18 protein-coding genes and 1 pseudogene are annotated in these 22,248 nt (G+C 64.8%); 6 read left to right on the top strand and 13 right to left on the bottom strand.

Features of this window, described 5'->3' with window-relative positions; translation table 11 throughout:
* Positions 1-9 precede the first annotated feature (9 nt).
* Positions 10-1,089, top strand: a complete 1,080-nt coding sequence (locus JQ587_RS15115; RefSeq protein ID WP_212425785.1) for a D-TA family PLP-dependent enzyme — start codon at positions 10-12, stop codon at positions 1,087-1,089.
* A gap of 171 nt (positions 1,090-1,260) precedes the next feature.
* Here the strand turns inward: JQ587_RS15115 and JQ587_RS15110 are convergent, their stop codons facing one another.
* From JQ587_RS15110 to JQ587_RS15075, 8 genes and pseudogenes are all read right to left on the bottom strand, one after another.
* Positions 1,261-2,493: a BaiN/RdsA family NAD(P)/FAD-dependent oxidoreductase gene (locus JQ587_RS15110; RefSeq protein ID WP_212425784.1), complete on the bottom strand. Its 1,233-nt coding sequence runs from the start codon at positions 2,491-2,493 to the stop codon at positions 1,261-1,263.
* Between the two features lie 180 nt (positions 2,494-2,673).
* Positions 2,674-3,591, bottom strand: coding sequence for an SDR family NAD(P)-dependent oxidoreductase (locus tag JQ587_RS15105; protein WP_212425783.1), 918 nt, complete (start codon positions 3,589-3,591; stop codon positions 2,674-2,676).
* A 226-nt stretch (positions 3,592-3,817) separates the two neighbouring features.
* Positions 3,818-4,297 (bottom strand): MaoC family dehydratase, encoded by a 480-nt coding sequence (locus JQ587_RS15100; protein ID WP_212425782.1) that lies wholly within the window; start codon positions 4,295-4,297, stop codon positions 3,818-3,820.
* A 6-nt stretch (positions 4,298-4,303) separates the two neighbouring features.
* Entirely contained in the window at positions 4,304-6,019 is a 1,716-nt protein-coding gene (locus JQ587_RS15095) for an AMP-binding protein (RefSeq protein ID WP_212425781.1), read from the bottom strand.
* A gap of 129 nt (positions 6,020-6,148) precedes the next feature.
* Positions 6,149-7,048, bottom strand: a pseudogene (gene mmsB / locus JQ587_RS15090) (3-hydroxyisobutyrate dehydrogenase); the annotation flags it as partial.
* Positions 7,049-7,061: 13 nt separating this feature from the next.
* The gene (locus tag JQ587_RS15085; RefSeq protein ID WP_212425779.1) at positions 7,062-8,129 is read right to left on the bottom strand and encodes an enoyl-CoA hydratase/isomerase family protein; all 1,068 of its coding nucleotides are present in this window, start codon (positions 8,127-8,129) and stop codon (positions 7,062-7,064) included.
* The gene (locus JQ587_RS15080) at positions 8,126-9,271 is read right to left on the bottom strand and encodes an isobutyryl-CoA dehydrogenase (RefSeq protein WP_212299273.1); all 1,146 of its coding nucleotides are present in this window, start codon (positions 9,269-9,271) and stop codon (positions 8,126-8,128) included. The genes JQ587_RS15085 and JQ587_RS15080 overlap by 4 nt, the downstream gene beginning before the upstream one ends.
* Before the next feature lie 24 nt (positions 9,272-9,295).
* A complete protein-coding gene (locus tag JQ587_RS15075) occupies positions 9,296-10,792 on the bottom strand; it encodes a CoA-acylating methylmalonate-semialdehyde dehydrogenase (protein WP_212299272.1) in 1,497 nt (498 codons plus the stop codon).
* A 102-nt stretch (positions 10,793-10,894) separates the two neighbouring features.
* Here JQ587_RS15075 and JQ587_RS15070 point away from each other — a divergent pair, with 102 nt between their 5' ends.
* Entirely contained in the window at positions 10,895-11,803 is a 909-nt protein-coding gene (locus JQ587_RS15070; protein ID WP_212299271.1) for a LysR family transcriptional regulator, read from the top strand.
* Between the two features lie 112 nt (positions 11,804-11,915).
* Here the strand turns inward: JQ587_RS15070 and JQ587_RS15065 are convergent, their stop codons facing one another.
* Together JQ587_RS15065 and JQ587_RS15060 are read right to left on the bottom strand one after the other, a co-directional pair.
* Positions 11,916-12,536, bottom strand: coding sequence for a TetR/AcrR family transcriptional regulator (locus JQ587_RS15065; RefSeq protein WP_212425778.1), 621 nt, complete (start codon positions 12,534-12,536; stop codon positions 11,916-11,918).
* A gap of 59 nt (positions 12,537-12,595) precedes the next feature.
* A complete protein-coding gene (locus tag JQ587_RS15060) occupies positions 12,596-13,135 on the bottom strand; it encodes a PaaI family thioesterase (protein WP_212299812.1) in 540 nt (179 codons plus the stop codon).
* A gap of 153 nt (positions 13,136-13,288) precedes the next feature.
* Here JQ587_RS15060 and JQ587_RS15055 point away from each other — a divergent pair, with 153 nt between their 5' ends.
* The 4 genes from JQ587_RS15055 to JQ587_RS15040 all read left to right on the top strand — a co-directional run bounded on the left by JQ587_RS15055 (position 13,289) and on the right by JQ587_RS15040 (position 18,893).
* The gene (locus JQ587_RS15055; RefSeq protein WP_212299269.1) at positions 13,289-14,059 is read left to right on the top strand and encodes an enoyl-CoA hydratase; all 771 of its coding nucleotides are present in this window, start codon (positions 13,289-13,291) and stop codon (positions 14,057-14,059) included.
* A gap of 131 nt (positions 14,060-14,190) precedes the next feature.
* Complete coding sequence (locus tag JQ587_RS15050; RefSeq protein ID WP_212425777.1) at positions 14,191-15,387, top strand: acetyl-CoA C-acyltransferase; 1,197 nt, start codon at positions 14,191-14,193, stop codon at positions 15,385-15,387.
* 113 nt (positions 15,388-15,500) lie between these two features.
* The gene (locus JQ587_RS15045) at positions 15,501-16,796 is read left to right on the top strand and encodes an MFS transporter (protein ID WP_212299267.1); all 1,296 of its coding nucleotides are present in this window, start codon (positions 15,501-15,503) and stop codon (positions 16,794-16,796) included.
* 621 nt (positions 16,797-17,417) lie between these two features.
* The gene (locus JQ587_RS15040; RefSeq protein ID WP_212425776.1) at positions 17,418-18,893 is read left to right on the top strand and encodes an FAD-binding oxidoreductase; all 1,476 of its coding nucleotides are present in this window, start codon (positions 17,418-17,420) and stop codon (positions 18,891-18,893) included.
* 26 nt (positions 18,894-18,919) lie between these two features.
* Here JQ587_RS15040 and JQ587_RS15035 read toward each other — a convergent pair whose 3' ends face one another.
* The 3 genes from JQ587_RS15035 to JQ587_RS15025 form a co-directional block, all read right to left on the bottom strand.
* Entirely contained in the window at positions 18,920-19,459 is a 540-nt protein-coding gene (locus JQ587_RS15035; protein ID WP_212425775.1) for a hypothetical protein, read from the bottom strand.
* A gap of 239 nt (positions 19,460-19,698) precedes the next feature.
* The gene (locus tag JQ587_RS15030) at positions 19,699-21,258 is read right to left on the bottom strand and encodes an acyl-CoA carboxylase subunit beta (protein ID WP_212425774.1); all 1,560 of its coding nucleotides are present in this window, start codon (positions 21,256-21,258) and stop codon (positions 19,699-19,701) included.
* Entirely contained in the window at positions 21,188-22,162 is a 975-nt protein-coding gene (locus JQ587_RS15025; protein ID WP_212299263.1) for an IclR family transcriptional regulator, read from the bottom strand. Before JQ587_RS15025 ends, JQ587_RS15030 begins: the two co-directional genes overlap by 71 nt.
* Positions 22,163-22,248: the final 86 nt, after the last annotated feature.

Here is a 22,248-nt window from a genome sequence, read left to right as displayed (position 1 = left end):
GAGACTTCCATGACAACCACCCTCGCCGCCAAGATCACCCGCGAATACGGCACGCCCTGCGCCGTCATCGACATGGATAAGGTCGAGCGCAACATCGCGCGGATCCAGAAGGCCTGCGATGATGCCGGCGTTGCCAACCGCCCGCACATCAAGACCCACAAGAATCCGACCCTTGCGAAAATGCAGGTCGCGGCCGGCGCCAAGGGCATCACCTGCCAGAAGCTCGGCGAGGCCGAGATCATGGCCAATGCCGGCATCGACGACATCCTGATCAGCTATAATCTGCTGGGTGAAGAGAAGATGGCACGCCTCGGCGCGCTGCAGGCCAAGGCCAACATGACGGTGGCCGCCGACAATTCGACCGTCGTTGCCGGCCTGCCAAAGGCGGCCGCGGCATCCGGCCGTCCGCTCTCCGTCGTGGTCGAGTGCGATACGGGCCGCAAGCGCGCGGGCGTCGAGACGCCGGCGGAAGCGATTGCGCTGGCGCGCGAGATCGCGGGATCGAAGGGATTGCAGTTCGCCGGCTTCATGCTCTACCCCACCGAGACCGGCTGGGGCGATGCGCAGAAGTTCTTTGACGAGGCGCTGGCCGGCGTGCGCGCGCACGGGCTGGACGCAAAGATCGTCTCGACCGGCGGCACGCCGAACCTCATCAACATCGGCAAGCTCAAGGGTGGCACCGAGCACCGCTTTGGCACCTACATTTACAACGACCGCATGCAGGTCGCAGCCGGCTCCGCCACCTGGGACGACTGCGCGCTGCAGATCTACTCGACTGTGGTGAGCCGCGCCGCGCCCGAGCGCGGCATCCTGGACGCCGGCTCGAAGACGCTGACGACCGATACCGGTGGGCTCGACGGCCACGGCCTGATCCTGGAGCATCCCGAAGCCAAGATCGCGAAATTTGCCGAGGAGCACGGCTTTCTCGACCTCTCCCGCAGCAACACGCGGCCGAACGTCGGCGACGTCGTCCGGATCGTCCCGAACCATGTCTGCGTCGTCGTCAACATGATGGATGAGGTGGTGATGGTCCGCGGCGAGGAGATCATCGGCACGCTGCCGGTGGCGGCGCGCGGGAAGCTGCGGTAGCGGTTCAACGCCCGCGCATCCTTCGAGGCTGCCGGCGCGATGCTTTGCATCGCGCCACTCGCACCTCATGACGGCGCTCTTTCTGCGACGTATTCAGGGCGGCGCTCCCTCGTAGCCGTCACCCTGAGGTGACTGCCTCTTCAGCGGCGGCCCTCGAAGGGCGACGGTATTCTAGAAGCGCTTCAGCCACTGCAACGCTCCCCTGCCCGCCGCCGCTCCCGTCGCGAACGAGGCCTGCAGCAGATAGCCGCCGGTCGGGGCTTCCCAATCCAGCATCTCGCCTGCGGCAAATACGCCGGGCAATTTGCGCAGCATGAAGTGGTCGTCGAGCTCATCGAACGAAATCCCGCCCGCGGTCGAGATGGCGCGATCGATCGGAGCAACACCGGTGAGCTGAACCGGGATTGCGTTGACCAGATGCGCAAGCTCCGCCGGCGAGAACGATGCCAACGGCCGGCCGGATGCGATCGCCGCCTCCTGCATCAAGCCAATGCCGACCGGCGACACTTGCGCCGCCTTGCGCAGGAAGTTCGCCAGCGACTGCTTGCCGCGCGTGCCCGACAGACGCGCGGTCAGCGCGTCGGCATCGAGATCGGGCCGAAATGCGATTGTCAGCGTTGCCTGCCCGATCCCCAGCACCGCCTCGCGCAATTCGGCCGACAGCGCGTAGATCGCGCCCCCCTCGATTCCGCTACGGGTGATCATGGCTTCGCCACGCACCGTGTGCTCACCGACCGTTAGCGCCACGCCCTTGAGTGGCTGGCCCTCGAAGCGATCTCGGAAGACGTCGGACCATGCGACTGTGAAGCCGGAGTTCGCGGGGCGAAGCTTTGAGATGACAATGCCCTCGGCGGCAAGGCAATCGACCCACGCGCCGTCCGAGCCGAGCCGCGGCCAGCTCGCGCCACCCAGCGCGAGCACGGTTGCGCCGGCGGCGATGGCAAGCCCACCATCGGGCGTTTGAAACTGCAGCCGCCCGTCCGCGTTCCATCCCGTCCAGCGATGCCGAAACGCGAATTGCACGCCGGCCGCATCGAGCCGCCGCAGCCAGGCGCGCAGCAAGGGCGAGGCCTTGAACGTTTTTGGAAACACCCGCCCGCTGCTGCCGACGAAGGTCAGCTGTCCCAGGCCTGCGCTCCAGTCGCGCAGCGCATCGGGCGGAAACGCCTCGACCGCGGCGCGCAGATGCGGCATCGCCTCACGGTAGCGGCTGAGGAAATCCGGCAGCGGCTCGCTATGGGTGAGATTGAGCCCGCCCCTGCCCGCCATCAGGAATTTACGGCCGGCGGACGGCATCGCGTCGTAGACGGTGACGCGGCCGCCGCCCTGCGCCAGCACCTCCGCCGCCATCAGCCCGGCGGGACCGGCACCGATGACGGCAATGTGGGTGTCGAGTGAGGTCATCGTACGAATTTATAGCAGGCCGGTTCTGCGACATAGGTCGTCATGCCCGGACTTGTCCCGGGCATCCACGAAAGCCAAACGCGCAATCCCAAACACGCGGATGGCCGGGACAAGCCCGGCCACGACGGGGAGAGCACGATTCCGGCCTTGCGCCACGCATGCCCCGGAATGACGGCGCTGCTAGAGCTTGATCCCCGCCCGCGCCGCGGCCTGTGCGACATACTTCTGGGTCTGCTCGAACGCCCCCTGCAACGCCCTGGCCTTCGACATGTCGCTGATCCCAGCGAAATGCGCGGCGATCGCATCCGGGGTCCATTCGGCTTCCGGCAGGTTGATGCCTTCGCTCTCCAGGATCTTGATCACGGCAAACGAACCGGCACCGGCACCCATGATGGTGCGGGTCGGCGCGTCCTCGCTCAGCATGTACTCGACTGCCGGCGTGATCGCATTCGGCTTCATCAGCTGCAGCGCCTGCGGCGGCAAGAGCTCTTCCGTCATACGGGTCGCCGCCGTTGGCGAGATGATGTTGACACGGATGTTGGTCTTGCGGCCCTCTTCCGCGAGCACGTTCATCAGGCCGACCATGCCGGACTTGGCCGCGCCGTAATTGGCCTGGCCGAAATTGCCGTAGAGGCCGGAGGACGAGGTCGTCAGCACGATGCGGCCGTAGTTGCGGTCGCGCATGCCGGCCCAGACCGCCTTGCAGCAATAGAAGGTGCCGACGAGATGCACATCGAGCACCTTCTGGAAATCGGCCGCTTCCATCTTGCCGAACGACTTGTCGCGCAGAATGCCGGCATTGGCGCACATGATGTCGACGCTGCCCCATTCCTTGGTGGCGCGCTCGACCATGGCCGTGACCTGTTCGAAATTCGACACGTCGGCGCCGTCGGCCATCGCCGTGCCGCCCGCTTTACGAATCTCCTCGACCACGGCTTCGGCCGGCGAAAGCGAAGCACCGGTGCCGTCGCGCGCGCCGCCGAAATCGTTGACCACGACCTTCGCGCCGCGGCTCGCCAGGCCGAGCGCATGTGCCTTGCCGAGACCATTGCCCGCGCCTGTGACGATGGCGACGCGTCCGTCGAACCTGATTGCCATTTATGTTTCCTTTCTTCCTTCTTCCCTTGTGGGAGAAGGTGGCGCGCGAGCGCCGGATGAGGGGTATCTCTCGGCAGCCGAGTTCGTGGAGAGATACCCCTCACCCGGCTTCGCGGTCCCGCGAAGCCACCCTCTCCCCCTGTGGGAGAGGGTAAAATCCGCGAAAATTCGTCAGCTTTTGAGCAGCGATGGCTGGCCGGGTCAAGCCCGGCCAAATCGGCCCAGTTCAGGCGAAGTAGATCAGACCGAGCCAATCCGCGACCAGCGCGGGCTTGTCCTCGCCTTCGATCTCCACCGTCACATTGGTGCGCGACTGCAATTCGCCTGCCTTGCGCAGCTTGGCTTCCGCGAGCACAAACCGGCCGCGGATGCGCCTGCCCGAGCGCACCGGCGAGATGAAGCGCAGCTTGTCGAAGCCGTAATTGACGCCCATCGTGGTGCCCGCAATCGCCGGCATCACTTCGTAGGACATCACCGACAACATCGACATCGTCAGGAAACCATGCGCGATGGTGGTGCCGAACGCCGTCTCGGTCTTCGCCCTTTCGGGATCGACATGGATGAACTGGCGATCGTCGGTCACATCGGCAAAGGTATCGATGCGAGGCTGGTCGATCAGGTGCCAGGACGAGACGCCGATCTCCTTGCCGACCATGGCCTGATAGGCCTCGAGCGTGATCGGCGGCTTCTTCCAGATTTCGTTCATTTCGCTTCAGGTCTCACTTCTTGTTTTCGGCAGATCCGGAAAATCCTCCTCGCGGAATTCCCGGCCGCGCAGCGGATCGTTGCGATCATCGTCGCGTTCGAGCCGTCGTAGCTGCACGCGGCGGATTTTGCCAGAGATCGTCTTCGGCAGCTCGGTGACGATTTCGAGGCGGCGGATACGCTTGAAGGGCGCAAGCCGCGTGTGCAGGTGCCTGAAGATGGACAGCGCCGTCTCCGGCGTCCGCTCGGCGCCAGCAGTCAGCAGCACGAAGGCCTTGGGAATCGCGAGCCGGATCGGATCAGGGCTCGGCACCACCGCGGCTTCGGCCACCAGCTCATGCTCGAGCAGCACGCTCTCCAGCTCGAACGGGCTGATGCGGTAGTCCGAGGATTTGAACACGTCGTCGGAGCGGCCGACGAAGGTGAGATAGCCGTCCTCATCTTCGAAGACGACGTCGCCGCTGCGATAGAGCTCGCCTTCGGCGCCGGACAGCTTGCCGTCATCGCCCTGATAGCCCTGCATCAGACCGGCGGGACGGTCAGCCCCCAACAGCAAGGCCACCTCGCCCTCCTTGGCCGGCTGGCCGTCGGCATCGCTGACCTGCACGCGATAGCCCGGCAGCGGCCGGCCCATCGAGCCGACCTTGATCTTTTGTCCCGGCGAGTTGCCAGCGAGCGCCGTCGTCTCGGTCTGGCCGTAGCCGTCGCGGATGACGAGGCCCCAGGCGGCCTGCACCTGGTCGATCACTTCAGGATTGAGCGGCTCACCGGCGCCGCAGACCTCGCGCAGGCTCACCTTGAACGAAGCCAGGTTCTCCTGGATGAACAGCCGCCACACCGTCGGCGGCGCGCACAGCGTGGTGACGCTGCAGCGGCCGATGGTGGCGAGCAGGCCCTTTGCATCGAAGCGCGGCTGATTGACCACGAAAACGGTGGCGCCCGCATTCCAAGGCGCAAAGAAGCAGCTCCAGGCGTGCTTGGCCCAGCCCGGCGAGGAGATGTTGAGGTGGATGTCGCCGGGCTTCAGCCCGATCCAGTACATGGTGGAGAGATGGCCGACGGGATAGCTGCGCTGGCTGTGGCGCACCAGTTTTGGCTTCGCCGTGGTGCCCGAGGTGAAATACAGCAGCATCGGGTCGTCGGCGTTGGTCGGGCCGTCGGCTGCAAAGGTCTCCGAAGCCTTCGCCGCCTCGCCATAGGCGAGCCAACCATCGGAGGCGGCGCCAACCACGATGCGCACGACATTCTCGGCGCCAAGGCTCGCGAATTTCGCGACCTGGTCTTCCGCAGCCACCACCGCCTTCGCTTTGCCGCGATCGAGCCGGTCGCGCAACTCGTCGGCCGTGAGCAGTGTCGTTGCGGGAATGACGACGACGCCGAGCTTCATCGCCGCCAGCATCGTCTCCCACAGCGGCACCACATTGCCGAGCAGCAGCAAAAGATGATCGCCGCGCTTCAGGCCCTGCGCGCGCAGGAAGTTCGCGACCTGGTTCGAGCGCTGCGACAGCGCCGCAAAGGACAGTTTTGTCTGCTTGTCCTGTGCAGCATCGACAATCCAGAGCGCGGGTCTATCCTTGGATTCCGCATCTTTCGCCAGCTGGTCGAACCAGTCGAGCGCCCAGTTGAAGGGGCCAGGATCGGGCCAGCGGAAGTCCCTGACCGCAGTCTCGTAATCCGTGCGGTGCTGAAGAAGAAACGCGCGCGCGTCCTGGAATGTCGTCATGATCAGAGCCCGTCGAATTGGTCTTCGAGCGTAGCCCGGATGGAGCGAAGCGCAATCCGGGGCCGATCAGGGCCGTGAGGAGGAACTATCCCGGATTTCGCTTCGCTCCATCCGGGCTACGAAGCCTCGCTATTTTCCAGCGAGATCGCGAACGTGCTTGATAATTCCAGAAAAATCCACCCCGCCTTGGCCGGCTGCGTCGAAAGACTGATAGATCTCCTGCGCATGCTTGCCGAGCGGCGTCGCCGCGCCCGCAGCCTTGGCGGCGTCCTGCGCCAGGGTCAGATCCTTGACCATCAGCGCCGAGGCGAAACCCGGCTTGTAGTCGTTGTTCGCCGGCGAGGTCGGCACCGGGCCCGGAACCGGGCAATAGGTCGTCAGCGACCAGCACTGGCCCGACGAGGTCGAGGCAACGTCGAACAGCGCCTGATGCGAGAGCCCGAGCTTTTCGCCGAGCGCAAAAGCTTCGCTCACCGCGATCATGGAAATGCCGAGGATCATGTTGTTGCAGATCTTGGCCGCCTGGCCCGCCCCCGCGCCGCCGCAATGGACGATCTTCTTGCCCATCTTCTCCAGCACGGGCTTGGCCGCCGCGAACGCGCTCTCCTCGCCGCCGCACATGAAGGTGAGCGTGGCGCCCTTGGCACCACCTGTGCCGCCGGAGACCGGCGCATCCACCGAAAGCACGCCGCTCTTGGCCGCGAGCGCATGCGCCTGACGGGCGCTTTCGACGTCGATGGTGGAGCTATCGATGATCAGCGTGCCTTTCGTCATGGCGGGCACGACCTCGTTCCAGACGCCGAGCACATGCTTGCCGGCCGGGAGCATGGTGACGACGACATCAGCGCCTTTCACGGCGCCCGCCGCACTGTCGGCGATGCCGGCGCCATCGGCCTTGGCCTGATTGCGGGAAGCCTCGACGAGGTCGAAGGCCACCACCTTGTGGCCGGCCTTGACCAGATTGGCGGCCATCGGGCCGCCCATGTTGCCGAGACCGATGAATGCGATCGTGGCCATCTTCGTTTCCTCCGCTGTAGCGTTGTTAGTTGAACTTCAGCTCGTCGGCACCGATCTCGGCGAGATACGGCGCAAGCATCGCCGGCGTCACATCCTCGATCCGCGGCGGCGACCAGGACGGATTGCGATCCTTGTCGATCACGGCCGCGCGCACTCCTTCGCGGAAATCGTCGCTGCGGAAGACTTCCAGCGCGGCGCGATATTCGCGCACCAGGCACTCTTCCAGGCTGGACGCCGTGCGCGCAAGCCGCAGCAGCTTCAGCGTCACCACCATGCCACGCGGCGATTTCTCTTTGAGCGTCTTCAATGTCGCCAGCGCGAACTCCGAACCGTCGCGCTCGAGAGCAGCGAGAATGTCCTCCATGCGGTCGAAGCCGAACAACGCGTCGATAACAGGCTCCTTGGCGGCGACCGGCCCGGCGAACTCACCGCTCGCAAAACCGTTGATCAGCCTGGTGACCTCGGCCGCGCTCACGCCCGGACGAGCCCGGGTCAGCGCTTCGCGCAGCTCCGGCCATTTGGCGGCCGGCACCACGGCATCCGCAAACTTGGCATGGATCGCATCGGGGCCATTCATGGTCTGGCCGGTCAACCCAAAATACGTACCGATCTCGCCGGGCGAGCGCGACAACAGCCACGTGCCACCGACGTCGGGGAAGAAGCCAAGCCCGACCTCGGGCATCGCGAGCTTGGTGCGATCGGTGACGATGCGGTGGCTGGCATGCGCCGACAGCCCGACGCCGCCGCCCATCACGATACCGTCCATGAAGGCGACATAGGGCTTTGGAAACTTCTTGATCCGGGCATTGAGGATGTATTCCTCGCGCCACAGGATCTTGCCGAGATCGCCGCCAGCCTTCGAGCTCTCCCAGAGCGTGCGGATGTCGCCGCCGGCGCAGAGGCCACGCTCGCCGGCGCCTTCCAGCACGATCACCGCAAAGGCGGGATCAGCTTCAAAACGATCGAGCGCCTTGTCGATGTCGCGAAACATCTCCAGCGTGACGGCGTTGATCGCTTTGGGACGGTTGAGCCGAATGATCCCGGCCGCGCCTTCGACGCGGGCGACGAGATCGCCCTCCTCCATCGCAGTCATCGTGCGCCCTCGATCAGTTTGCGCGCCACGATGAGCCGCATGATTTCATTGGTGCCTTCGAGGATCTGGTGCACGCGCAGATCGCGTACGATCTTCTCGATGCCGTATTCACTGAGATAGCCGTAGCCGCCGTGAAGCTGCAGCGCGTGGTTGGCGACCTCGAAACCGACATCGGTGCCAAAGCGCTTGGCCATCGCGCACAGCATGGTGGCGTCCGGGTCCTTGCGGTCGAGCGCGGCGGCGGCGCGCCACAGGAAGGTGCGCGCGGCCTCCAGCTCGATCGCCATATCGGCGAGCTTGAATTGCAGGGCCTGGAATTCGTCGAGCCGCTTTCCAAACGCCTTGCGCTCTTTCATGTAGGTGCGCGCCTTGTCGAGCGCCGTCTGTGCGCCGCCGAGCGAGCACGCCGTGATATTGAGACGACCGCCGTCGAGGCCGGCCATTGCGATCTTGAAGCCGACCCCCTCCTCGCTCAGCCGATTGGCCACCGGCACGCGGGCGTTCTCGAAAATCACCGCGCGGGTTGGCTGCGCGTTCCAGCCCATCTTGCGCTCGTTGGCGCCGAACGACACGCCAGGCGTCTTGCCGTCGATGACGAGGGTCGAGATGCCGCCGGGGCCGTCGCCGCCGGTCCTGACCATCGCGACCAGGAGATCGGTGCCGCCGGCGCCGGAGATGAACTGCTTCTGGCCGGTAAGAACATAGTGATCGCCGTCTCGCACGGCACGCGTACGCAACGCTGCGGCGTCCGAACCGGCGCCCGGCTCGGTCAGGCAGTAGCTCGCGATGAGCTCCATCGAACAGAGTTTCGGCAGCCAGGTGTGGCGCTGGGTGTCGCTGCCGTAGGCATCGATCATCCAAGACGCCATGTTGTGGATGGAGATGAAGGCCGAGGTGGTCGGGCAGCCCGTCGCCAGCGCCTCGAAGATCAGCGCCGCGTCGAACCGCGACATCGCGGATCCTCCGACATCCTCGCGGATATAGATGCCGCCCATGCCGAGGGCAGCGGCCTCACGCATCACGTCAACGGGGAAATGCTTCTCCTCGTCCCAGCGCAACGCGTGCGGCGCGATCTTTTCCGCCGCAAACGCCAACGCCATGTCGCGAACCGCGACCTGATCCTCGTTCAGAGCGAATTGCATCCCGGCCTCTCGCTCCAAGGAGAACTACTTCATCAGCGGGATCGAGAACTCCGCACCTTCCTTGACACCGGACGGCCAGCGCGAGGTCACCGTCTTGGTCTTGGTGTAGAAGCGGACCGAATCCGGACCATGCTGGTTGAGATCGCCGAAGCCGGACTTCTTCCAGCCGCCGAAGGTGTAATACGCGATCGGCACCGGGATCGGCACGTTGATGCCGACCATGCCGACATTGACCTTGGCTGCGAAGTCGCGGGCAGCGTCGCCATCGCGGGTGAAGATGGCGACGCCGTTGCCGTAATCATGCTCGGACGGCAGCGCCAGCGCTTCCTTGTAGTCGTGCGCACGGACGACCGAGAGCACGGGGCCGAAGATTTCTTCCTTGTAGATCCGCATGTCCTTGGTGACGTTGTCGAACAGCGAACCGCCGAGATAGAAGCCCTTCTCGTAGCCCTGCATCTTGAAGCCACGGCCGTCGACAGCAAGGGTCGCGCCTTCCTTGATGCCGATGTCGATGTAGCTCTTGACCTTCTCGACCGCCTCACGCGTCACCAGCGGACCGTAATCCGCCGACGGATCGATCGAGGTGCCGATCTTGAGGCTCTCGACGCGCGGGATCAGCTTGTCCATCAGGCGGTCGGCGGTGGCCTTGCCGACGGGAACGGCAACCGAGACGGCCATGCAGCGCTCGCCGGCCGAGCCGTAGCCGGCGCCAATCAGCGCATCGACCGCTTGGTCCATATCCGCGTCCGGCATGATGATGGCGTGGTTCTTGGCGCCACCGAAGCACTGGCAGCGCTTGCCGGTCTGGGCCGCACGCTCATAGATGTACTGCGCGATCGGCGTCGAACCAACGAAGCCGACGGCCTTGATATCGGGATCGTCGAGGATGGCGTCGACGGCTTCCTTGTCGCCGTTGACGACGTTGAGGATGCCGGCCGGCAGGCCTGCTTCCATCATCAGCTCAGCGAGCAGCATCGGCACGCCGGGATCGCGCTCCGACGGCTTCAGGATGAAGGCGTTGCCGCAGGCGATGGCGGGGGCAAACTTCCACATCGGGATCATCGCCGGGAAATTGAACGGCGTGATGCCGGCGACGACGCCGAGCGGCTGGCGCATGCTGTAGATGTCGATGCCGGGACCGGCGCCTTCGGTGTACTCGCCCTTCATCAGATGCGGGATGCCGCAGGCGAACTCGGCGACTTCGAGGCCGCGCTGGATGTCGCCCTTCGCGTCCGGAACGGTCTTGCCGTGCTCGCGGGCGAGCAGCTCGGCAAGCTTGTCGTAGTCGCGCTGCACCAGCTCGAGGAACTTCATCATCACGCGGGCGCGGCGCTGCGGGTTGGTCGCGGCCCATTCCGGCTGCGCGGCGCGCGCATTCTCGACCGCGGCGCGCACTTCGGCCTTGGACGCCAGCGCGACCTTGGCCTGGACGTCACCGGTCATCGGCTCGAAGACGTCCGCCGTCCGGCCAGACGTGCCCTTCACTTCCTTGCCACCGATGAAATGTCCGACTGAACGCATGGAATGATCTCCTTGAGGGCGAGCTTGAACGCTTTGACAAATCCTATCGACCTGCATTTTATAGGATTCAAGTCTGAGATATTGCACCATAGATGTGCGAAAATGCTGGATCAAGGTCACATCGACTGGGACGACTTCCGCTTCGTGCTCGCCATCGTGCGGGGCGGCTCGGTCTCGGCTGCGGCAAAACAGCTCGGCGTCGATCATGCGACCGTGATCCGCCGCGTGGACCGGCTGGAAAAGCACCTCTCGGCAAAGCTGTTCGACCGGCGCAAGACCGGTTACCTGCTCACCGAGGCCGGCCAGCGCGTGGCCGACAGCGCCGAGGCAATGGAATCCACCATCGTCGCCAACCAGGAGCAGGTCGGCGGCTCCGTGGCGCGGCTGACCGGCACGGTGCGGATCGGCGCGCCCGACGGCTTCGGCACCGCCTTCCTGGCGCCGCGGCTCGCCCCCTTCGCCGACCGCTATCCCGACCTCGATTTGCAACTTGTGGCCACGGCGCGGCTGTTCAGCCTCTCCAAGCGCGAGGCCGATATCGCAATCAGCCTGACCATGCCGAAGGAAGGCCGCATCGTTGGCCGCAAGCTGCTCGACTACCGCCTCGGCTTGTATGCGGCCCCCGCCTATCTCGACCGCTTCCCGAAAATTGCCGCGCGGCAGGACCTGCTGCAACATCGCTTCGTCGGTTATATCGAGGAATTGCTGTTCACGCCGGAGCTTGACTACCTGCCGCAGGTGTCGCCGCGGATCTCCGCGCGCTTCCGCAGCGCCAATCTGATCGCGCAGCTCAACGCCACGCTCTCAGGCTTCGGCATCGCGGTGCTGCCGCACTTCATGGCGAGCGACTATCCGCAGCTTGTCGCGGTGCTGCCGGAGGAGATCTCGATCACGCGGACGTTCTGGATGCTGATGCACGCCGACAGCAAGGATCTCGCGCGGATCCGGGCCGTGGCGGATTACATCGGGGAGATCGTGGAGCGCGAGCGGGCGTTGTTTGCGGGGCGGTAGACCGCCGCTCCCGGGAGGGCAACGGGAAGCGTGCCCACCATGATGACCGCGAACGTGGAGAGATGGTGGGCACGGCGCATGCGCGCCTTTGCCCACCCTATGGCACCTCGGCCTAGCTCTGCTTCGCCTTCTTCGCAGCCGTTACCTTCGGCTCACGTCTCGCACCATCCAGCGCGCTGTCCTTGCCCGCCTTCAGCACCTCGTCTGACAGCTCGCTCGAACCCGCGATACGCGCCAGCAGCATGGTGCCGGCCATCGTGGCCAGCGTCGCGATCGCCTGCTTTCGCGCGGCCTTGCGCGGCAAATTGGGAATGAAATCGGTCATCATCTCGATCATCTCGTCGAGCTTGCCGGCAAATGCCTTGCGCGTCTTCGGACTCTCGCGGGCAATCTCGGCGCCGAGCGCGGGGATCGAGCAACCATGGCCGGGATTGTCGCGGTGGAGCGACGATAGGTAGGACTCCGCGATCAGCGCCAGCCGCTTGTCGGGAGCAGCCTCGCCGGTCAGCTTGCGCCAGTGTTCCATCGAGCGGTCCATGGCGTAGGCAAAGGCCTCGATCACCAGCGCCTCGCGCGAATCGAAATGCGCATAGAAGCCGCCATGGGTGAGGCCCGCCTCCTTCATGAGGTCGGCAACGCCGATACCATGGGCTCCCTTTTCGCGCAGGCGCACAGAGGCCTTCTTCACGATGCGGTCGTGGGTTTCCTGCTTGTGTTCCCGGGAATAGCGCATGCAGCTCTCATTGGATGTCGGAAGTCATCTCATAACACGTATATCGGTCCACCGGCGCATTAATTCCCGGTAAAATTGTTGCCGATCATGGAAAAGGTTGCAGTTGCATGGACCGCGAGTGTCCCCTTACCGTCACGGACAAAGCCTTCAGTGTAACTGGTCTGACGCCCGAGCTTGATGACCTTGCCTTCGGCCGAGATCACCCCCGATCGGACCGACAGGGGACGCAGGAAGGTCATCTTCAGATCGAGCGTCACGGACGATTGCCCGGCCTCCAATCGGGTCGAAATGGCGCACCCCATGGCTGTATCGAGGAGCGCGGCGGCGGTCGCTCCGTGCAGGAGGCCGATTGTGTTTTCGAGATCCTCGCGCGGCTCCAGTTCCATCACGATCCGGCCCGGCTCGACCACGGCCATGATGAAGCCGATCAGTTTTGCGAAAGGCGGCGGCGGCAGGCGTCCATCGCGGATACCCAGCATGGCGTCCATGCCCGAAAAACCCATTGCCACCTCTGCAACCGGCGCCGGCACCTGCCAGTCCACCACCCGTTCTCGCCGCCGCGCAGGCGAAAACAGGTCCAGTTGAGCCGAGTCGATCATGGCAGCCCCTTTTTGAATGATATACGTCATACTATGTCGCGGACTTCGCGTTGGCAACTCCGTCTCGCCCGCTTGACAAGGACGGCATTTCGGCCCGGAGTAATGCCGGCCGCGCGCTGTCGCGCATGTCCGCTAATTTTCGAGATCCCCCGGATGGAAATGCTCAACAACCACTGCGGCGTAACGCGCGATTCGCGGGGCGTCGTCCATGTCGCGATCTGCAACGCCGGCTCGCTGAATATTCTGGGCTCACCGGTGACAGACGCGATGCGCGAAGGCCTGCAGCAGCTCGCGACCGACCGCAGCATCCGCGTGCTGGTGCTGCGCGGCCAGAGCGAGAAGAGCATGATCGGTGGCGCCGACATCAAGGAGATGGCGAAGCTCGACCAGAAGGCGGCCGAGGCCTTCATCAGCCGCCTGCGCGATCTCTGCGAGGCCGTGCGCCAATTCCCTGCCCCCGTGATCGCGCGTATGCCCGGCTGGTGTCTCGGCGGCGGGCTCGAAGTGGCGGCCGCCTGCGACTTCCGCATCGCCGCGCATGATGCATATTTCGGCATGCCCGAGGTGCGCGTTGGCATTCCCTCGGTGATCCACGCCGCGCTGCTGCCGCGTCTGATCGGCTGGGCTCGCGCGCGCTGGCTGGTCATGACCGCGGAGAACATCGACGCACCGACAGCGCTGGCCTGGGGCCTGGTCGACAAGGTCGCGCCGGCCGGCGGACTGGATGCCGAGATCGAGCACCTCGTAACAGCGCTGCTCGAATGCGGCCCGGAGGCGCTGCGGTCCCAGAAGGCGCTGCTGCGGCAATGGGAGGAGCTGCCGCTGACGGAATCCGTGAATCTCAGCGTCAAGGTGTTCGGCGAGTCGTTCCTGACGGACGAGCCGACGCGGCTGATGCAGGCATTCGTGAACCGGAAGAGATAAGCCGCCTTCCCCATTCGAACAACCAATTCTCATCCGAACCACGACATTTTCTCATCCCTGCCGCGGTTGCATTTTTTGCATCGCATCATATGATGGATATAATCTTAAACACCCTCGCAGGGAGTCTCGTCATGGCCGAAGCCGCCGATCCCGTCGTCATCGTCTCCGCCGCCCGCACTCCGATCGGCCGCTTCATGGGCGAATTGTCGCCGCTCGCCGCGCACAAGCTTGGATCGCACGTGATCGGCGCCGCACTGGAGCGCGGCAAGCTTGCCCCGGAGAAGGTCGACGAGGTCTTCATGGGCTGCGTGCTGCCGGCTGGCCAGGGCCAGGCGCCGGCGCGTCAGGCCGCACGTAGCGCTGGTCTCCCCGACGCCACCGGCGCCACCACCGTCAACAAGGTCTGTGGCTCCGGCATGAAGGCGACCATGCTGGCGCACGATATCATTCGCGCCGGCTCGGCCGAGATCGTCGTGTCCGGCGGCATGGAGAGCATGAGCAACGCGCCGTATCTGCTGGCGAAGGCGCGCGGCGGCTATCGCGCCGGCCATGACCGCATCATCGACCACCTGATGATGGACGGCCTCGAGGATGCCTACGAGACCGGCCGCTCCATGGGCGATTTCGGCGAAGCGACCGCGGAAGCCTATCAGTTCACCCGCAAGGACCAGGACGCCTATGCGATGGAGACGCTGAGCCGCGCACGCAAGGCGGTCGAGGGCGGCGCGTTCAAGTCCGAAATCGCACCGATCACGCTGACAGAGAAGGCAGGTCAGCGCATCATCGCCAATGATGAGCATCCGCTGAAGGTCGATCCCGCAAAAATCCCCGGGCTGAAGCCGGCCTTCCGCGCCAACGGCACCATCACGCCGGCAGCCTCCTCCGCCAATGCCGACGGTGCCGCCGCGCTGGTGCTGACCAAGCGCTCGCTCGCCGATCGCAACGGCCTTCCTGCTGTTGCCGCGATCAAGGGCCACGCCACCCACAGCCAGGAGCCGCAATGGTTCACCACGGCGCCGATCCCGGCGATCCGCAAGCTGCTCGACAAGGTCGGCTGGAGCGCCGGTGATGTCGACCTGTTCGAGATCAACGAAGCCTTTGCGGTCGTGGCGATGGCCGCGCAGCGCGATCTCGGCATTCCCCGCGACAAGCTGAACATCAATGGCGGCGCCTGCGCGCTCGGCCATCCCATCGGCGCCACCGGTGCGCGGCTGATCGTGACGCTGTTGCACGCGCTCGAGGCCAACAATCTCAAGCGCGGCATTGCTGCGCTTTGCATCGGCGGCGGCGAGGCCACGGCGATCGCGGTGGAGCGTCTCGCGCACTAGCCGGGGCGATGTCCTAAAATAAGGGAAGTCTGTCATTTCAGACTTCCGGCTTCCATGGCAGACTGCGACAATGACGCGGGTGTCCCGAAGCCCGCCAACCTGGATTGAGGGCAATGATCTCGAATTGGCTTTCGGCAGCGCTCGGCCGCCGCAATATTCACTACGGCTGGGTGATGGTCGGCGTGACCTTCTTCGCCGCGCTGATCAGCGCCGGCACGGTCGGCGCGCCCGGCGTATTCATCGTTCCGCTCCAGAAGGAGTTCGGCTGGAGCACGGCAGAGATCTCCTCCGCCCTCTCGATCCGCTTCATCCTGTTCGGGCTGATGGCGCCGTTCGCGGCCGCCCTCCTCAACCGCTACGGCCTGCGCAACGTCACCCTGACGGCACAGCTGATCGTCGTCTCGGCGCTCGTGCTCTCGATCGGCATGACCCAGGTCTGGCAACTCGTAGCCCTGTGGGGCGTGGTAATCGGCATCGGCACCGGCATGACCGCGCTCGTGCTTGGCGCCACCATCGCCACGCGCTGGTTCGCGGCGCGACGCGGCCTGGTCATCGGCATCATGACCGCAAGCGTCGCCACCGGTCAGCTCGTGTTCCTGCCGCTGCTCGCAAGCCTGACTGAACGCTTCGGCTGGCGTTTGGCGCTCGGTTTCGTCTGCATCATGCTCGGCGTCTCCGCCACGGCCGTGGCGCTCGTCATGCGCGACCGGCCGAGCGATCTGGGCCTGCGTCCCTTCGGCGACGAAGGCACCGAGCCTGTGCCCGCGCCGCCGGCGAGCCATGGCTCGATCACGGCCGTGGCGCTTGGCACGCTGCGCGACGCCTCGAAGTCGAGCGCGTTCTGGATCCTGTTTGCGACCTTCTTCGTCTGCGGCGCCTCGACCAATGGCCTCGTGCAGGTGCACCTGATCCCGATGTGCCTCGACTTCGGCATCCCGCAGGTGCAGGCGGCGAGCCTGCTGGCGGCGATGGGCATCTTCGATTTCTTCGGTACCATCATGTCGGGCTGGCTGTCGGACCGCTACGACAATCGCTATCTCCTGTTCTGGTACTACGGCCTGCGCGGTCTTTCGCTGATCTTCCTGCCCTTCAGCGATTTCTCGTTCTATGGCCTGTCGATCTTTGCGATGTTCTACGGCCTCGACTGGATCGCGACGGTGCCGCCGACGGTGCGCCTCACCGCGCAGAAATTCGGACCCGAGCGCGCCAATCTGGTGTTCGGCTGGATCTTCGCCGGCCACCAGCTCGGCGCCGGCACCGCCGCCTTCGGCGCAGGCCTGTCGCGGACGCTGCTGCAGAGCTACCTGCCCGCCTTCTTTATCGCCGGCGCGCTCTGCGTGTTCGCCTCGCTGATCGTGCTGGCGTTGTCGAGGCAGCCGAAACCACAGCCGAAGCCCGCAATGGCCTGATACCTGATCGTGGTGGTGACGCCGAACACAGCGGCGTCACCACCAGCGACACGCCGGTCAGATCGTTCGGGTTCGATAGGCCGCCCGAGGGGCGCATCACGCTAGCGCTCAGACGGGGACCGAATCTCCCATTGCTCGAGGCGGTCGATTGACGCCTGCCGTTCGTGCTGGCCCAGCCAAATCGTGAGGAGAACCAGCGCACCAGCGAGAGCGCTGATGCCGAAGTATAGGTTCCTCATACGCGTTGAATGCGGCGCGCCGAAAATCGTTCCTAGCATCGTGCCCTTTCGCCAGGGCGCGACCGGCGTAGCGGACCGAGAAGCGATCGGGCAGCGGATGCACCACGCCGGCGATGCGAAGGCGCTGCCCGGGATTATCGTGCACCAGCACGCCGCAATCTGGTTGACGCGCGGCCATGGCGCGGATGCCGAATACCGGCATGAGACCATCATTGGACATCTGCATGCTCGATCGCGATATCCGGGATGCCGCGCTTCCATCAGGAACGGCTGATGATTGGCCTTGGTCTTTGCCGATAGACTCCACGGCCCAAACGTGGACAATGCGGCCTGAAGCGCTTCGCGCGCGCAGTGCACACCAAGATGCGCCAGAGGAAACGAAATGCCGACTGCCTTCCCCTCGCCCGTCCCCACCATTCCGACCGCTCCCTTGACCGCCCAGCTGCGCGATGCGTTGCGCGCGATCGTGGGCGAGAAGGGCTTTGTTGAGGACGAGCACGGCAAGCAGCCGTTCGTCACCGACTGGCGAGGGCTGCTGGTTGGTGGCGCCGGGGCCGTCATACGTCCCGGCAACACCGAGGAAGTCTCGAAAGTCGTCCGGCTGTGCCATCAGCACGGCATCGCGATCGTCCCGCAGGGTGGCAACACCGGGCTGATGGGCGGCGCCACGCCCTGGCCTGCCCACACCGGCATCGTGCTGTCGCTCGGACGGATGAACCACGTGCTAGAGGTCGATCCCGTCGGGTATGCCATGACGGTCGAGGCCGGCTGCGTTTTGCAAACGCTGCAGGAGATCGCGGCCAGCCACGACAGGTTCCTGCCGCTCAGCCTCGGCGCCCAGGGCTCCTGTATGATCGGCGGCAACCTCTCGACCAATGCCGGCGGCGTGCAGGTGCTGCGCTATGGCAATGCCCGCAATCTCGTGCTCGGGCTCGAAGTCGTGCTGCCCAACGGCGACGTCTGGAACGGATTGCGTGCGCTGAAGAAAGACAACACCGGTTACGACCTCAAGCACCTCTTCATGGGCGCCGAAGGGACGCTGGGAATCATCACCAAGGCGGTTCTGAAGCTATGGCCGGCGCCGAAGGATGTCTGCACGGCCTGGCTCGCCGTCCGCGATCCGCGCGCGGCGCTGGAGATCCTCTCTGAGGCACACGCCGCGTCCGAAGACAATGTCGGCTCTTGCGAGCTGCTGAGCCGCGCGGCCGTCGACCTCGTGATGCGCCATATTCCCGGCGTCCAGGATCCGCTGAATGCGGATACGCCGTGGTATCTGCTGCTGGAATGGTCGTCCTCTCGCCCGCGACTGGACGGGGCCGATGGCATGTCGGAGAAGCTGGAGCAATTTCTCGCCGATCAACTCGAGGCCGGTCGCCTGCTCGACGCGGTGATCGCGCAGACCGTCAGTCAATCGCGCAACATGTGGCGCATCCGGGAAGGCATGGCCGAGGCCTCCCGCGCCGAAGGTCCGGGGATCAGCTACGACATATCAGTGGCGATCTCCGGGATTCCGGAGTTTATCGACAAGGGACTCAAGGCCGTGCTGGAGATTCTTCCGAGCATTCGCCCCTATCCTTTGGGGCATATCGGCGACGGCAATCTGCACTTCTCGTTCATGGGGCCGATTGGCATGGATCAACAAACGCTGAACCAATACACAGCTGCCATCACGCGCGCCGTGAACGATCTCGTCACCTCCATGGGCGGCTCGATCTCCGCCGAGCACGGTATCGGCATCGAGAAGCTCGACGAGCTCAGCCACTACCGTTCGAAGACCGAGCTCGACATCATGCGCACCATCAAGCGCGCGCTCGATCCGCAGAACATCATGAATCCCGGCAAGGTGCTCCGGCTGTGATGTACGCCGGGCACCTTGCCATTGCCTCAAGCGCGCGGGTTGACGACCGTGTATCCCCGCAACGAGCGCGCATGCATGCGTGTGGCGTGACCACCTGAATTGGCGTCATACGCCATCCACATGTCGCCGCCGAGGGGTTGCTCGAGAACGAAGACATGCCCGCGCCGCGCTGCGACCATTCCCGGCGCCGGCGCCGTGCGCGGGAAACGCAGCCAGTTGGCGGCGAGGTTCAATTCCGGCACGATATGGCCGAACACGCGCAGCGCCGCGCCGCAGCCGCAGAAGGACGAAGGGCAACCGGCCGGACGACCGCCGATGACGCGATCACCACCGGACACGTTGATCGTCGTGGCGGTGTACCCCGTGTCTGTCACCCTCATTTGCGTTGCGCGATAGGCTTGCAGGGAACGCCTGGGAGCCCGCTCGCGTTGCGTTTGCGAATACGAAAAGTCGCAGGGCATGGTGACGTTGCACCCAGGCGCTTGAAGATTGCGATAGGGTCGCGCTTCGGAGGCAACTGAACTAATGGCAATAAAGAAGCACGCAGAAATTACTCGCTTGATCATTGCAGGACTCCATCTGGAGGGCCCTGCCCCGGGTAGGAGCTACCAATATCGGTTTGACCGAAATGGGTCTGAAGCGCGGCGAAAAATGGCTGGATTTAGGCAGCGCTAACCTGGCCCGGCCAATGGAACCCGGGCATGCACGAGCAACAATCGTCATTGCGAGCGCTGCGAAGCAATCCAGAGTTTTTCCGCAGAGACAACCTGGATTGCTTCGCTGCGCTCGCAATGACAACTCGGCCTTACGGCCGGATCGTCATGCTCTCGGGCGGTCCCGCTTTCCGCAGCGGCTCGGCGAGGCGCGCGAACTCGCACAACAGCGAGCGCGTCTTGCGGGGATCGATGATTTCCTCGACCCAGAATTTTTCGGCCGAACGAAATGGCGAGCGCAGCTTGTTGAGCCGCTCCTGAATCTCGTTGAGCTTGACTGCCTTGTCCTCGGCCGCGTCGATGTCGGCGCGGTAGGCGGCTTCGATGCCGCCTTCGAGCGGCAGCGAGCCCCAATAGGCCGACGGCCAGGCGTAGCGGATCGAGAAGCGGTCGGCCGGCTGATGCACGACGCCGGCGACACCGAACGCGTTGCGCAAGATCACCGTGCACCAGGGCACGGTGGTCTGGTTGACCGCGGCCATGGCGCGCACGCCGTGGCGGATGGTTGCCGCCTTCTCGGCGTCGAGGCCGATCATGAAGCCCGGGCAGTCCATGAGATAGACGATCGGCAGATGGAAGGTCTCGGCGAAGTCGACCCAGCGCACCACCTTCTGGCAGGCATCCGCCGTCCACGAGCCGCCATAGTGAAAGCTGTCGCTGGCGAGCAGCATCACCGCGCGGCCCTCGAGCCGCGCCAGGCCGACGATGATCGGCTTGCCGAAATTGCTGCCGACCTCGAAGAACGAGCCCTTGTCGACGACCTGCTCGATGATCGGCCGCATCTTGTAAACCTGCTTGCGGTTGCGCGGCACCGCATTCATCAGCGCCTCTTCGCTGCGCTCCGGATCATCGGTGCAGGGCAAGGTCAGCGGCAGCTCATAGACCGATGACGGCAGATAGGACAGGAAGCGCCGCGCGCAGGCAAACGCTTCTTCCTCCGTGTCGACGGCATGATCGACCGCGCCGGCGCGGGTCTGAATGTCGGCGCCGCCGAGCTCTTCCTTCGAGAGGTTCTGGCCCAGCGCCTTCACCACCGGCGGCCCCGCAACGAACATCGCGGACTTCCGCGTCATGATGGAATAGTGGCTGGCGGCAAGACGTGCGGCGCCCAGGCCCGCAACCGATCCGAGGCCAAGCGCGACTACGGGCACGCGCGACAGGTTCTCCGTCGTGAAGCGATACCAGCGGGTGCCGCCAATGCCGCCCGGCAAATTCGCCGCGCCCTTGGTCTCGATGGTCTTGACCGAACCGCCACCGCCGGAGCCTTCGATGATGCGGACGATGGGCAGACGGAAGTCGTGCGCCATCTCCTCCGCCATCAACGGCTTGGCGGAGATCGACGCATCCGCGGAGCCGCCGCGCACCGTGAAATCGTCACCGACGACGACAACGCTGCGGCCGTCGATGCGCGCGCGGCCGAACACGCAGTTCGCCGGCGTCACCTTCTGCAACTCACCGCTGGAATCGTACTCACCGATGCCGGAGACGGCACCGATCTCGTGGAAGCTATTCTTGTCGATCAGTCTGTCGATGCGCTCCCGAACAGTCAGCCGGCCCTGGTCATGCTGTCGCTTGACCTTGTCAACGCCGCCCATCTCCTGCGCGAAGGCTTCGCGCCGGGCGAGCTCGTCGAGTTCCGGCTTCCAGTTCATTCACTCCCTCCGAATTGATCGGCTTATTATTGTTGTGCACGGCCATTGCGACCGGTTTGCGCGGGATGCGGTTGTTGAAGACGTCGCCTTCGGCGCCCTCCATCAGGCTGCCGAGCGAACGGCCGAGCGTCAGCATTAACGGCGCGACCTCGGCATGCAGACGCTGCTCGTCATACATCGCCGAGAGAAGGCCGATCGTAACGACCACGAAGGTCTGGTACTGCGGCGACCAGATCGGCACCGCCAGGCCATTGATGTGCGGGCTCCACAGGCCGCAGGCCGTGACGTAGCCGCGCTCGCGCAGCGACTGCCTGTTGGCCTCGATACGGGGCTTCAGGATCTTTGCCGCCTCAGGCGCTTCGCGCTCCATTTCCGCGATGTAGGCATCGCCGACTTCCGGCGCCAAGGCCGCCGTGTAAGCCGCGCCCGCGGCGGTCGAAGCCATGGATATCCGGCTGCCGGTGCCCTCGTGCAGGCCGAGCGCAGAAGCCGAGCGCGCGAACTGCAGATAAACCAGATGGAAGCGATCGGGCACGACGAAGCCGACGGTGCCTGGAAGCTGCTCGGCGACTTCCTGCAGCCGCTGCCGGATCATGCTGCGCAGCTGCGCGCCCTTCATCATCGAGGCGCTCATCGCCACCGCACTCGGGCCGATCCGATACTTCTGATCGCGCGGCAGATAGACCAGCTGCCCCATGCGCGTCAGCGTGTGCGTGAGCCGCGACACCGTCGAGCGCGGCAAGCCGCAGCGATTTGAAATCTCGAGGTTGCCGAGCCTGCTATCGTGGCCCTCGAAGCATCGCAACACGTCGAACGCGCGCGACACCACCTGGATAACATCACCCTCACCGGCATCGCCGGCGAGCGCACCTTGCCTGCTCAATCGCTCCGAACGTCGTCCCATGATCCCTACCGGTTGTTCCGCTGTGCGGAATTAAATTCCACTTGCAGACGACGCTACCTCAGGCATTTTGCGACGACAACAAAAAG

Source organism: Bradyrhizobium manausense, from assembly GCF_018130615.1.
Lineage (GTDB): Bacteria > Pseudomonadota > Alphaproteobacteria > Rhizobiales > Xanthobacteraceae > Bradyrhizobium > Bradyrhizobium manausense_A.
The sequence above is the reverse complement of the archived record's forward strand: the minus strand, read 5'-3'. Positions and strand labels throughout refer to the sequence as shown.